Origin of the sequence: Alteromonas sp. C1M14 (genome assembly GCF_018860965.1) — a bacterium.
Classification (GTDB): Bacteria; Pseudomonadota; Gammaproteobacteria; order Enterobacterales; family Alteromonadaceae; genus Alteromonas.
In genome coordinates this window covers 197,220-210,564 of the sequence record NZ_JAHKQF010000002.1, presented here as the reverse complement: position 1 = coordinate 210,564, position 13,345 = coordinate 197,220, and the positions used below count along the sequence as shown (strand labels likewise).

Genomic DNA, 13,345 nt, shown 5'->3' with positions numbered 1-13,345 from the left:
GATAATAGATGAAATTAACACAGATCGCCGCCGCCATGGCCTTGACCACCGTGTCAGCATCGACCTTGGCAGCTACTTATTCGGTAACCCCGTTACCGATGTCAGATATTAGCTCCAATAATTTTGGTCAGTCTATTGACGAATCTGGCTACATGTTGACCATATCATCCTCTGAGTTCAATCCTCCCATTGACTTCGAATTTCTGGAAGATACTGGGTTTTTCACCAGCTATGCCACCTCCTTTGAAAGCTATAGTGACGTTATTCAAGGGTTATTTTCAGATTATGACTACAGCATTATCGTCAGTACCCTTCTGTCGTTAAGTGCTACAGCCAGTAACGCTTACGCCTACCAGCATTTGGCGGTATATCGTTCATATATTGCCGATACCACTGATGCGGATCTGGTACCTGGATTAGATGAATGGTCTGATGATTTTGACGATTACGCCCATGAAGCGGTCACCTATGCCCGTGATAGTGTGGACGGTGACTTCATCGTCGGTACCACGGAAGGACAATATTACCCATTAGATTACGAAGATGACGATGGCAATGAATTGACTTACGTTTTAAACGATATTGAAGAAAGTGCCTTCGTAAGTGTAAATGGTGAAACCAAATTACTACGTGCAGAAGATGAAGATGCCAGAGATACCCTTAATGGCTTAAGCCAGGCATTTGCCATCAACTACAACCTACAAGTCGCGGGCAATAGTGCCGTTGATTTTATTGACAGTATCGATACGGCCATTGAAAACTGTAAAGACGATGATACCCGGGGAGACGTACCTATTGAGTATTGCTATCGTAATATTCAGGTAGATGGCTCATCAGACGGTACTTCATACGGTTTTGATATGCCGGAAGTGGGCGACAGCAGTACCCCAGGCGCTTATGTAAGGGCCACCATTTGGCAATTAGATGGCAGTGGTGACGTGGTCAGTACTGATACCTACCCATTAGTGTTTGATCCCGATTCAAGCGACAGTTCTGCCTATTGGTCTTTAGCCACCGACATTAACGATAACGGTGTTGCAGTCGGCGCTTCATCCACCGATCAACTGGTCTATATTACCTATGCAACGGGTGCTTCATATGCGCTAGAAAATGTCGCAGTAAGCTACTCGAATGGTGAAACCAACGCGATCTTACCTGACGATGACGACAATCTTCTTTCAGAAGCCCTTGCCATCAATAATGAAAATTGGGTAACCGGTTATGTTTTACGTGCGCCAAATGGTACTGCTCGTAATAGGATTTTCATCTATAACCTAGACTCAGGGGAAGCGATTTACCCTGAAGGTTTCTTCACAAATGCCGGAGCACAAGGCAAGGCCATCAACAATAACAACATTGTCGTCGGTATCTCTGAATACGATTCAACGGTAGATACAAACCGGGAAACCCATGGTTTCATGTACGATCTTAACGATGGCGAAATTGTTGATCTTAATGATTTGTTGCCTTGTGACAGTGACTACACCATTGTCGATGCCGTGGATATTAACGATAACAACGAAATTATCGCTAACGCCAGATACCGCACGGATAGCACCTACGTCAATGGCGAACCCATCATTGGCAGTGATGGCTCAACCACTACCGTAGATACCATAGTGGCGGTTAAATTAACTCCCACCAGCGGCAGCGTTGAAACCTGTGAATTGGACGACGATGAAGAAGACGACGAAGCTTATGAAAGACAAGGTGCTTCCATGTCTTATACATGGCTTCTCTTCCTTGGCATGGTGGCATTCTTTAGACGCCGAATTTAGTTTTTTGCCCTCCAATTAAAAAACCGCAGTTAACGCTGCGGTTTTTTTGTTCATATATGAACCAGTTTTAACTTTCGTAATATTTATGACAAAAAATTGTAATATTAAATTACACCTCGTTTCATGGCGTTACCTTTTGTCAATAGCTGAAAATGATTAAAAAAGTTGAACCAATACCCGATATGCACTATCTCATATAGTGTGCATGATGCTTTGATGGCTCCATCAAATATAAAGACTGAGGAGAGCCTGAAAACGTCAGTGGCACAGCAACCACAATATGAGGCTTATCAATGAAACGACAAAAAAGAGATAAATTAACGCGTGCACACGCAAAAGGCTATCAGGCTGGTATCAGCGGTCGTTCAAAAGAGAACTGTCCATTTCAGGCTAACGATGCGAAATCGCATTGGTTAGGGGGATGGAGAGAAGCCGTTGAAGACAGGAACCTTGGATTCAACGTGCGTTAAGCGTCTCTTTCTCGTATAAGTGAAAGCCCCGATTTCGGGGCTTTTTTCATTGCGATAGAAAACAGCGTTAGAAGTTTGAGGTGTCTTGGAATAAGCCCACTTTAAGATCTTTAGCCGTATAAATTACTCGTCCGTCTACTTCTACCTGTCCATCGGCTAAGCCCATAAACAAGCGACGTTTAACCACGCGCTTCATATTAATACGGTAGGTGACTTTTTTTGCGGTAGGCAAAATTTGCCCTGTGAATTTCACTTCGCCAACGCCTAAAGCCCGTCCTTTACCCGGACCGCCACTCCAACCGAGAAAAAAGCCTACCAGCTGCCACATGGCATCAAGACCTAAACAACCGGGCATAACCGGATCACCAGGAAAGTGACAATCGAAAAACCATAGGTCAGGTTGAATATCTAGTTCAGCGACAATCTCGCCTTTATCAAACGTACCGCCTTCTTCACTGATATGGCTGATCCTATCCATCATCAACATATTAGGAGCCGGTAACTGGCTGTTACCTGGACCAAACATTTCGCCACGGCTACAAGCGAGCAAATCGTCACGGTTAAAACTATTTTGTTTGTCGGACATGATATCCCTTTGTTGTTAGAATTACAGTGCTGTAATTTAGCGAACACTTGTACGCTAAACAACTCTGAACAGTTATTTATTCAACATTTTTACATGCTAAACTGAATTCATAACGGAGAAATGACAAATTATGACTGAAAAGAAGAAAGCACAGCCTTCTGCGAATGCCGAAAAGCAACGGCGATTTCGTGAAAGACAAAAGGCAGCCGGCAAAAAGTTAGTCCGTGGCTATGTCACGCCGCAGGCCATGCAATGTTACGCTGATATCAGTGAGAAAACAGGTTGGAACGACAGTGAAGTGCTCTCCAATGCGTTACGCATAACCTATGCCGCGTATAAATGCGGGCAAATACGACTTTTAAATCAGTGGCTTAAAGAGCAAAAGCGATAAGTATGTTACAACGCAGCAATGGGTAAGTAAGGCCTAGTAGTTAACATAGCAGAGATTAAAAATGCTTAATCTTCACCGAATTTACGATTAATTCGTTAGACTTAGCGGTTATCCAAGTATCTTCAATAAGGATTTTATTTGTGGCTGTTCCTACCAGTATCGTTTGGTTTCGCCAAGATTTACGAGTGAAAGATAATCCCGCATTAAATGCGGCCAGCAGTCTTGGCAATATTATCCCTGTCTACATTGAAGATACCACGCTTCCCGCTTCTCGGGTGCCTGGTGGTGTATCGAAATGGTGGCTTCACCATTCGTTAACCGCACTCAACCAGCGACTTAATGATCATCTGATTATCTTGCGAGGGGACCCTAAGTCCCTGCTACCTGAACTGATGGATACCCTTGCAATAGATCACGTGTTTTGGAATCGATGCTATGAACCCTGGGCTATTTCCCGTGATAAAGCTATTAAACAGACGTTACGTGATAAGGGTAAAGCGGCAAAAAGTTTCAATGGCAGTTTGTTGTGGGAGCCCTGGGACATAGAAAATAAGTCAGGCGCACCTTATAAAGTGTTTACCCCGTTTTATCGTAAGGGTTGCTTGCAAGCGGCTGAACCTCGCTATCCACAGGCGCCACCAGCACGAATTACTTATGCCGACATTGATTCTAATGAGCAATTTTTAACCATTGACCAACTCAATTATTTGCCTGCTATAAAATGGTACGACGGAATTGCGAATACATGGCAGCCGGGCGAAGAGGGCGCGGCTGCCCGCTTAGCCACGTTTATTGAAGATGCCGCAACAGAATATAAAACAAACCGAGATTTTCCGGCTATCCCTGGTACTTCCATGCTTTCAGCTCATCTCCATGCTGGTGAAATTTCCCCTCATCAAATTTGGTACGCCATTAAAGGGGCATTTGGTGACAACGAAAATAAAGGGATAGATACTTTCCTTAGCGAATTGGGTTGGCGGGAATTCGCTCATCACCTTATTTATCATTTCCCTGATTTTCCAGACAAAAATTTTAATCAAAAGTTTGATTCCTTTCCTTGGCGCTTTGATCAATCCGATTTTGACAAATGGAAAACCGGCCACACTGGCGTTCCCATCGTCGATGCCGGTATGCGAGAGCTATGGCATACCGGATTTATGCACAATCGAGTGCGCATGATTGTTGGCTCTTTTTTAGTCAAGAATTTACTGATGGACTGGCGCAAAGGGGAAGCATGGTTCTGGGATTGTTTGGCGGATGCAGATCTTGCCAATAATACGGCAGGTTGGCAGTGGATAGCCGGTTCTGGCGCAGATGCATCACCGTACTTTCGTGTTTTCAACCCTATTTTACAGGGAGAAAAATTCGATAAAGATGGCAACTACGTGACAAAATGGTGCCCTGAGCTTAAACATTTGCCTGCTAAGTATATTCATAAACCTTGGGAAGCTAGCCAACCGCTGTTAAGGGAAAGCGGCATCACACTAGGAGAGCAGTATCCTAAACCCATGGTGGATCTAAAAGCGACCCGAGAGCGAGCGTTAGCGGCATTCGGTGAGATCAAAGGGCAGTGAGGCCCGAGTATCTACTTTACCGTAAGCCCTTCTGTTTTAGCATCGGCACGGAGTTTTTGCAATATTTCACAATGTGCCACCTGATCTTTGCGACAAGAATGGGCAAGCTCACTGAGGGTTTCTTCAAGTTTGGTTAGTTCTTTTAACCGACGCTGTACTCGCTGCAGCTGATTCATAATAATGTGGTCGATTTCACCACAAGAAGACTGTGCATTCACTTGGGTATTCAACAACGCTTTCAATTCTTTGATGGGGATCTGTAAATCCCGGCAACGTCTTACAAACACGAGTCTTTCTATATCCGTTTTGCTGTACTCTCGATAGCCATTGGCATCTCTGCTAGCCGCGGGTAGCAGCCCAATGTCTTCGTAATAACGTATATTTTTCGGCTTCACGCCCGATTGTTTGGCAGCTTCTTGTATTTTCAATGGTATTGACCTTCCAGTTACTGGAAGGTTTAACATAGCAGTTTTTAAAGTGGGATAATAGCTACAGTGACATCACTTGCTCAGGCTTGTCATCAATTGACCCCTTGTCTAGGGGAACAAGCCATGCGCCAATTTATACAAAAGGCCTATCAGTGGTAAACCTTTTTAGGCTGGGCAACGGCATAAAATCACTCTCACTATTTTTAGTGGTGGTACTGGTATTTCAAATAACATTTGTCTCAGCCGCGCTGTGTGAAGATGATGTGCGCTATGAAGTCTCTGCGAACGCTAATTCCCAACCTAACAATACCCCGCTAATGGGCTCACAAGTGCCAATTTGTGAGCACACAGATGATATCCATTGCCAATTATCTGTGCAAAATATAGGGTGCGACGATCAATGTGATCATTGCGGCAATTGCCACAACTTACTATGTGGCCCTGCTATTTTTGCCAGGACCACCTACCAGGTAACCAAACCCACGTTAGTCACCAATATCAAAGTGGTCAAGCTTGATAAGCTCGCCACAATTATTTATCGCCCTCCTATTAGCTGAACCTTTCTTATTAATACATCGCCGTCGTAAAGGCAATTTTTAGTCATACAATCGAAAGGTATAAGCAATCCCATGCTGGTAAAAAACCAACCACTGATTTGGCAACATCTGTGTGTTCGCCTGTTATCATTATTGCTAATAAACTGTGCGCTAATGGCCGCTGCCAATGCGCAAAGCGACACATCACTGACACTCCAAAATGCAGTACGTAAGACATTAGCACAGCACCCTCAACTTCGGATTTTTGATTGGCGCACCAAGGCCCTGGAAGGAAAACGCCAAGCTGCCGACCTTGCGCCTGCCTATGAATTAGGTATTGAAGCTGAAAATGTTTTAGGTACAGGGGATTTTGCTGTGGTGGATTCAGCTGAAATTACACTGGCGGTGTCTTCTGTGATCGAACTAGGTGATAAGCGGCAAGCGCGTACAGCCTATGTCGATAGTCATCTTGCTTATCTGGACGCGGAAAAGAAAGTGGCTGCGTTAGATCTTATCGGCGAAGTCACCCAGACTTTTATTACCACCATGTCGCTGCAAGAAAAACTGGATTTGGCGAAAGAAGCCACCGCGTTAGCCCAAAGTACCTTTAATCAGGTGCAGATGCGAGCTAAACGGGGCGTAACACCTGAAGCTGAAGCGTTAAGGGCAAAAGCCGCCTTGGCTCGCGCCCGTTTAAAACAAGCCAATATCGGTGCACGTTATGAAAGTAGCAAGGTGCTGCTAGCCAGTTACTGGGGAGCTAAAACCCTATCATTCAACATCTTAGAGGGCGATCTCTACGCATTTAGTGATGTTCCGGCCTTTGAAGTACTTTTGCAACGGGTAAACGCAACCCCAGCTATTGCTCGCTATGCCAGCGAACAACGGGTTAGGGAAGCTGAAATGAAATTGGCCGTGAGTCAATCTAAAAGCGACGTGCGTTGGCAAGTGGGTATCAAACGTTTTGAGGCCACCGATGATAATGCCTTTACCTTGGGCGTTTCAGTCCCCCTATTTGCTGAAAAACGTAATCAAGGCAATGTTCAATCTGCACTAGCGGCAAAAAACCAGGTTAAAGATGAGAAACAGGCGGCGTTACTTTCATTACGCGCCCGATTATTTAGCGCCTATACCACAAGGCAACAGCAATATCAGGCTTACAAACAGCTACAGCAAGACGTGCTCCCATTGCTAAAAGAGTCTCTGATCCTAACTCAGCAAGCCTATGAGAAAGGGGCTTATGGCTATGTAGATTGGGTCATCGCCCAACAAGAGTTATTGAACGGACGAATGGCCCTGGTGGACGCGGCGACTTCAGTGCTGCTGAATCAGGCTCTCATCGAACAACTTACCGCCCAACCATTAGCGATTCGATAACCGGATCCATGGCAACGTACACAGAATAAACTAGGAACGCTTTCAATAATGAAATTCATACTCTTTTTCTTATGTTTGTATCTCCCACTGTCGGCGTGGGGATCTGACGACCACGGTCATCATGACGAAGCTCATCACGAACAAGCCACAGGGCCCCATGGCGGTAAATTGCTCGTTGACGAGCATGTTTCAGCTGAATTTGCCATTGTTCACGAGCATGGCCAAGCTTTATTTCGCCTGTGGCTAACGGAGAATGAACAACCAATCAATGGTGAAAATATTACCCTTACCTATCAACGTTTGCAGGCAGAACCGGTGGTTGTGAATTTTCAACAACATGGGGCGTATTGGCAATCCCAGAGTGCCATTGCTGAGCCTCATTCCTTCGATTTAACCTTGTCGGTACAGGTCAAAGGACAGCAGCATCACTGGCAATGGGGATCTTATGAGGGCAGGGTGACCATTAGCGATGACATGGCCAGCAAAAACCGGCTCACATGGGCTTATGCAGAACCCGGGGATATTGCTAAAAAGCTAAAAGTCTTTGGTCGACTTAAAGCATCCCCAGAAAATATGGCAAATGTCGGCGCCCGGTTTCCCGGCGTTGTCCAAAAAGTATTTGTCAATATTGGCGATGAAGTGAAAAAGGGGCAAAAACTCGTCACTATCGAATCAAACGAAAGTTTACAAAGCTATACCGTCACTTCGCCTATAGACAGCATAGTACAACACCGCATGGTCAATGTCGGGGAGGTTACCGCAGATAAACCCCTGATGAAACTACTTAACATCCATGCGTTATGGGGCGAACTAAAAGTATTCCATAATCAAAGAACCCACATTAAACAGGGCCAGCAAGTACAACTAGTAGAAGAAGACCAAATGGTATTAAGTAAAATTCACCATATCATTCCAGGACCGGATGATGCCCCGTATTTGCTCGCCCGAATTAAGTTTGATAACAGTGACAAACAACACACGCCTGGGGATCTCATCAGTGCCAATATCATTTTTGAAAAAGAGCAAGTGGCAGTGCGGGTGCAAAACCGCGCCATCCACGAACTCGATGGTCAAACTGTGGTATTCATCAAAGAAGGTGATTCCTACGAACCACGAGCGGTAGAGTTAGGCCAACAGGATGCTAGCTATACCCAAATCATTTCAGGTATCAAAGCGGGTACCCCATACGCCTTAGACAACAGCTATTTAATCAAAGCCGACATCGAGAAATCCGGTGCTGGGCATGTACATTAACTTGGGTGATTTAAATGATTAATTATCTTATTCGATTATCTATTACCCGACGTTTTTTCATGCTTAGCATGATACTGGTTTTAGTGGCCGTGGGCGTGTGGAGTTATAAACAACTGCCTATTGATGCTGTGCCTGATATCACCAATGTACAGGTACAAATTAATACCAAAGCGCCGGGTTATTCCCCCTTAGAAACGGAGCAGCGTATTACGTTTCCTATTGAAACCGCGCTGTATGGTTTACCCCAACTAGAATACACCCGTTCCATGTCCCGTTATGGTTTATCTCAGGTAACGGTGGTTTTTGAAGAAGGGACCGATATTTATTTTGCCCGCAACCTGATTGATGAGCGCTTAGGTGCGATTAAAAGCCAATTACCAGCGGGCATTGAACCCACCATGGGGCCCATTGCCAGTGGTTTAGGTGAGATTTTCATGTATACCATTGAGGCTAAACCGGGTGCTAAACAAGCCGATGGCAGTGATTTCGATGCCATCGCCTTACGGGAAATACAAGAATGGATCATCAAACCCCAATTAGCACAGGTATCGGGCATTGTAGAGATTAATACCTTTGGTGGTTACGACAAACAGTTCCACGTCTTACCCAATCCCACGCAATTACTTGAACATGAAATTTCATTCAATGATTTAGCACAAGCCCTACGTAACAATAACAATAACCGAGGTGCGGGGTTTATTGAACGTAATGGCCAACAATTACTGGTGCGCTCTCCCGGGCAATTAAAAACCATTGCAGACATTGAACAGGTAGTGATCGGAAAACAGGGCACCGCTCCAGTGTTTGTTAAAGATGTGGCAGAGGTGGCTATCGGTAAAGAGTTACGATCCGGTGCAGCAACCGCCGATGGCAAAGAAACCGTGATTGGTATTGCCATGATGTTAGTGGGCGAAAATTCACAACGAGTGGCCAAAGAATTTGCTGAAAAATTAGAAACGGTTAAGGCCTCTTTGCCTGATGGCGTATACCTAGAAACAGTTTACGATAGAACGGAACTGGTGAACAAAACCATTCATACGGTACAGACCAACCTTCTGGAAGGGGCATTGTTAGTCGTGGTCGTGTTGTTTGTGCTGTTAGGCAATTTACGAGCCGCATTGATCACTGCCGCGGTGATCCCTTTATCTATGCTTGCCACCATCTTTGGCATGGTACAAACCGGGGTAACGGCTAACCTGATGAGCCTAGGCGCGTTGGATTTTGGCTTAATCGTTGACTGTGCGGTGATCATCGTCGAAAACTGCATGCGGCGACTTTCCCAAGCCCAACAACACGGTAAGCTAGGGGTACCACAGCGCTTAGAGTTAGTGTACGAAGCCACCGTTGAAGTTATCCGTCCTGCTTTATTTGGTGTACTCATTATTACCGTGGTGTACATACCTATTTTTACCCTAACCGGTGTGGAAGGCAAAATGTTCTATCCCATGGCGGCCACGGTGGTCATGGCGTTGATTGCCGCCATGGTATTTTCGCTAACCATTGTGCCTGCCATGGTGGCGGTCTTTATGAACGGGAAAATGCCTAAAACCGAGAACGTTATTGTCCGTTCCAGTAAATCCCTGTATCGGCCAATTTTACATGTCGTGCTTAAAATTCGTTTGGTGGTGATATTGTCCGCCATGTTGTTGGTGGCGGCCTGTTCATGGCTAATGTCTACACTGGGTTCGGAATTCGTACCCCAACTAGATGAAGGCGATATTACCTTACACGCCATGCGTATTCCCGGTACCAGTTTAGCCCAGTCAGTGCGTATGCAAGAAATCTTAGAAGACGCGCTTTTGGACATTCCAGAAGTAGAAAAAGTCTTTTCCCGTATCGGAACCCCCGATGTGGCAACCGATCCTATGCCGCCAAATGTGACTGACACTTTTGTACTTCTTAAGCCGCGCAGTGAATGGCGACAGCCAAACATGGCAAAAGCTGATTTGGTGGCCCTTATTGAAGATAAAGCCAAAAGCGTTCCGGGTAACAATTACGAATTTACCCAACCTATTCAGATGCGCTTTAATGAATTAATTTCCGGCGTTCGTGCCGATTTGGGTATTAAAGTTTTTGGTGACGATTTAACCACCTTAAAACGCACGGCTGATCAGATCCTAGCGGTGGTAAATCAGGTAGATGGGGCCGCAGATGCCCGGGTGGAACAGGTAGAAGGGCTGCCCTTATTATCTATCGAACCGAAGCGCACAGCATTGGCCCGATACGGCCTCAATGTGGCCGACTTACAGTTCTTCCTATCTGCCGCAATAGGGGGAGAAGATGTGGGCGCTATCTATGAAGGGGATCGTCGTTTTACCTTAGCGGTGAGACTGCCTGAAGCCATACGCAACGACGTGAACCAGTTTGGCGCACTTCCCATTGCACTACCTAATGGCGGATATATTCCTTTGAGCGAAGTGGCGAACATCAACATTAACCCTGCTCCGGCTCAAGTGAGTCGCGAAAATGGTAAACGTCGTGTGGTCATTACCGCTAATGTGCGCGAACGGGATCTTGGTTCCTTCGTTAGCGAGGTAAAAGCCCGCCTTCAACAGCAGGTAAAGTTACCCAGTGGATATTGGTTAGATTTTGGCGGTACCTTTGAACAACTTCAGTCTGCAAGCCAACGGTTATCTATTGTGGTGCCTGTTACACTGGCCATCATATTAGGGTTGTTAATCATGGCCTTTAGCTCTCTTAAAGACGCGTTAGTTATCTTTTCCGGGGTACCACTCGCACTGACAGGGGGCGTTTTTGCTCTGTGGTTAAGGGATATGCCCTTGTCTATATCCGCCGGTGTTGGTTTTATTGCCCTATCTGGTGTAGCCGTATTAAATGGCCTTGTGATGGTGACCTTTATTCGTGATCTATGGGACAAGCATGGCGATTTACTCAATGCCATACTAGAAGGTGCGTTGATGCGCTTACGCCCAGTGTTAATGACTGCATTAGTTGCCAGCCTGGGTTTTGTACCCATGGCGCTAAATACGGGCACCGGCGCCGAAGTACAACGGCCATTAGCTACAGTGGTCATTGGTGGTGTTATTTCATCCACATTACTGACACTCATTGTGCTGCCGGCTTTGTACAGTCTTGTTCACCGTAGTAAAACGACGTCTCACTCCTAAAATATAAAAGGGCCAGCTAGCTGGCCCTTATCTACGAAACAATTTTTTGATCCTTTAAGCAGGCTTTTTACTAATAAATAGGCTTAAGACTATTTTACCGCAAATTGCAGTTGTTAAAGAGGATAGTAGGTTGCATCAATTCCCCTTATACTTTTTATCCATCAAAGCCTGCTCGTTTTTGTTCGCAGCTAAATTTATTGGAGATACCCCTTTATGAAATTAAAGCCCTTTATCGCGGTGGTTTTTTCTATCTCGCTGTCAGCCCATGCGGCACCGAATATGGATAATACAGAGTTCACCTTTGATGATCTCAAAGCAATGGCGAAAGCATCTGCTTCCCAGCCTTATCATCCTACGACGGTTCCGGCGCCAGACCTCATCGATAAAATCGGGTATGACCAACATTGGAAAATTCGTTTTAAAGAAGATGAAAGCCTGTATGCAGATAGCAAAAAGTCGCCAATTCAGTTGTTTTACCCTGGTCGTTATTTTCCGCAACCAGTGAAAATATACCTGCGCGACGAAGACAACATCGTAAATGAAGTGCCATTTACCAATGATCTTTTTGATATGCCAGAAGATAGTCCGGCCCATGATCTTCCTGATGGATTCGGCTTTGCAGGCTTTAGGATCATGCGCCCTGGAATGAAGCCAGATTGGGTGTCCTTTCTTGGCGCGTCTTATTTCAGAACCGATGGCCCTGAAGGGCAATACGGTTTATCCGCCCGGGGGATTGCTATCAATACCGGCATGAATCAACCTGAAGAATTCCCACGGTTTTCAGCATTTTGGTTAGGTCCTGCCGATAAAAAAGGTGAAGATCTTACTGTTTGGGCATTGCTTGAAGGGCCTTCAGTCTCTGGTGCGTATCGCTTTGGGTTAGCTAAGGACAACGAAAAAGCCAAAGGCCATATCACATCGGTCACCGCCAATTTATACATGCGTGAAGATGTAGAACGTTTAGGGATTGCACCTTTAACCAGTATGTATTGGTATTCAGAAAAAGATAAAACCATCGCTAAAGATTGGCGCCCAGAAATACATGATAGTGACGGCTTAGCCATTGATACCGGCTCTGGTTTGCGAATTTGGCGGCCACTTAATAACCCTCATGGCGTTTCTACCAATAGCTTTATGGATGAAAACCCCAAAGGGTTTGGGCTTATTCAACGAGATAGAGACTTCAACCATTACCAAGATGACGGCGTATTTTATAATAAACGTTCTTCAGCGTGGGTAAAACCCATTGGTGATTGGGGAAAAGGCGCGGTGCAATTAGTTGAAATTCCAACGAAAGATGAAACCTTTGATAATATTGTTGCCTATTGGGTACCACAAAAAGCAGCTCAAAAAGGGGATGAATTTACCTTTTCTTATGATATTGAGTGGCGTCCCTCTGATCCAAAACCAGATAATTTAGCCACTGTTGTGGCCACACGTCAGGGTCTAGGAGGTATTCCAGGTCAACCCGTACCCGAAGGCGTTAACAAAATGGTAATAGATTTTGAAGGGCCGATACTTGAAGGTTTGGATCGCAACAGCGGTGTAGAACCCGTAGTGGAAGCCAGTAACGGCGAGATCATCGAACCCATCGGCGCCTATCAGGTCGTGGGAACCAATCATTGGCGACTCACCTTTGATTATAAACAGTCAAACAATGATCCGGTGAGTATTCGAGCATACCTGACCAAAAACGATAAGGTCATTTCCGAGACTTGGGTTAGTGACGCTAAGGTAACCATCAAGTAAAGGTAAGACGATGCCGTGACTTAATCGGCAGTGTGTTGTTATCTAGGGAGTAAAGGGAAGGGGACTGATTGGTC

11 protein-coding genes are annotated in these 13,345 nt (G+C 45.4%); 9 read left to right on the top strand and 2 right to left on the bottom strand.

The window, feature by feature from the left end:
• The first annotated feature begins 8 nt into the window (after positions 1–8).
• Entirely contained in the window at positions 9–1,778 is a 1,770-nt protein-coding gene (locus tag KO501_RS01495; RefSeq protein WP_216027872.1) for a DUF3466 family protein, read from the top strand.
• A 293-nt stretch (positions 1,779–2,071) separates the two neighbouring features.
• Positions 2,072–2,248 carry a ribosome modulation factor gene (rmf, locus tag KO501_RS01490; RefSeq protein ID WP_216027871.1) on the top strand — a complete coding sequence of 59 codons (177 nt, stop codon included), beginning with the start codon at positions 2,072–2,074 and terminating at the stop codon, positions 2,246–2,248.
• A 67-nt stretch (positions 2,249–2,315) separates the two neighbouring features.
• Here the strand turns inward: rmf and fabA are convergent, their stop codons facing one another.
• Entirely contained in the window at positions 2,316–2,834 is a 519-nt protein-coding gene (fabA, locus tag KO501_RS01485; RefSeq protein WP_216027870.1) for a 3-hydroxyacyl-[acyl-carrier-protein] dehydratase FabA, read from the bottom strand.
• A gap of 130 nt (positions 2,835–2,964) precedes the next feature.
• Between fabA and KO501_RS01480 the strand changes: the two genes are divergently transcribed.
• Positions 2,965–3,225 (top strand): hypothetical protein, encoded by a 261-nt coding sequence (locus KO501_RS01480; protein WP_216027869.1) that lies wholly within the window; start codon positions 2,965–2,967, stop codon positions 3,223–3,225.
• Between the two features lie 140 nt (positions 3,226–3,365).
• A complete protein-coding gene (locus tag KO501_RS01475; protein ID WP_216027868.1) occupies positions 3,366–4,799 on the top strand; it encodes a deoxyribodipyrimidine photo-lyase in 1,434 nt (477 codons plus the stop codon).
• 11 nt (positions 4,800–4,810) lie between these two features.
• Here the strand turns inward: KO501_RS01475 and KO501_RS01470 are convergent, their stop codons facing one another.
• Positions 4,811–5,227: a MerR family transcriptional regulator gene (locus KO501_RS01470; RefSeq protein ID WP_216027867.1), complete on the bottom strand. Its 417-nt coding sequence runs from the start codon at positions 5,225–5,227 to the stop codon at positions 4,811–4,813.
• A 152-nt stretch (positions 5,228–5,379) separates the two neighbouring features.
• Here KO501_RS01470 and KO501_RS01465 point away from each other — a divergent pair, with 152 nt between their 5' ends.
• From KO501_RS01465 to KO501_RS01445, 5 genes are all read left to right on the top strand, one after another.
• A complete protein-coding gene (locus KO501_RS01465; RefSeq protein ID WP_216027866.1) occupies positions 5,380–5,784 on the top strand; it encodes a hypothetical protein in 405 nt (134 codons plus the stop codon).
• Positions 5,785–5,856: 72 nt separating this feature from the next.
• Entirely contained in the window at positions 5,857–7,140 is a 1,284-nt protein-coding gene (locus tag KO501_RS01460) for a TolC family protein (protein WP_216027865.1), read from the top strand.
• A 48-nt stretch (positions 7,141–7,188) separates the two neighbouring features.
• Entirely contained in the window at positions 7,189–8,394 is a 1,206-nt protein-coding gene (locus KO501_RS01455; protein WP_216027864.1) for an efflux RND transporter periplasmic adaptor subunit, read from the top strand.
• A gap of 14 nt (positions 8,395–8,408) precedes the next feature.
• Positions 8,409–11,522 carry a CusA/CzcA family heavy metal efflux RND transporter gene (locus KO501_RS01450; RefSeq protein WP_216027863.1) on the top strand — a complete coding sequence of 1,038 codons (3,114 nt, stop codon included), beginning with the start codon at positions 8,409–8,411 and terminating at the stop codon, positions 11,520–11,522.
• A gap of 213 nt (positions 11,523–11,735) precedes the next feature.
• The gene (locus KO501_RS01445) at positions 11,736–13,271 is read left to right on the top strand and encodes a glucan biosynthesis protein (RefSeq protein WP_216027862.1); all 1,536 of its coding nucleotides are present in this window, start codon (positions 11,736–11,738) and stop codon (positions 13,269–13,271) included.
• Positions 13,272–13,345 lie beyond the last annotated feature (74 nt).

What these genes read in the sequence shown, in the direction of transcription:
- fabA (WP_216027870.1), bottom strand. Translation starts at nt 2,834, where the DNA reads ATGTCCGACAAACAAAATAGTTTTAACCGTGACGATTTGCTCGCTTGT.
- KO501_RS01450 (WP_216027863.1), top strand. Translation starts at nt 8,409, where the DNA reads ATGATTAATTATCTTATTCGATTATCTATTACCCGACGTTTTTTCATG.
- KO501_RS01480 (WP_216027869.1), top strand. Translation starts at nt 2,965, where the DNA reads ATGACTGAAAAGAAGAAAGCACAGCCTTCTGCGAATGCCGAAAAGCAA.
- KO501_RS01460 (WP_216027865.1), top strand. Translation starts at nt 5,857, where the DNA reads ATGCTGGTAAAAAACCAACCACTGATTTGGCAACATCTGTGTGTTCGC.
- rmf (WP_216027871.1), top strand. Translation starts at nt 2,072, where the DNA reads ATGAAACGACAAAAAAGAGATAAATTAACGCGTGCACACGCAAAAGGC.
- KO501_RS01445 (WP_216027862.1), top strand. Translation starts at nt 11,736, where the DNA reads ATGAAATTAAAGCCCTTTATCGCGGTGGTTTTTTCTATCTCGCTGTCA.
- KO501_RS01455 (WP_216027864.1), top strand. Translation starts at nt 7,189, where the DNA reads ATGAAATTCATACTCTTTTTCTTATGTTTGTATCTCCCACTGTCGGCG.
- KO501_RS01495 (WP_216027872.1), top strand. Translation starts at nt 9, where the DNA reads ATGAAATTAACACAGATCGCCGCCGCCATGGCCTTGACCACCGTGTCA.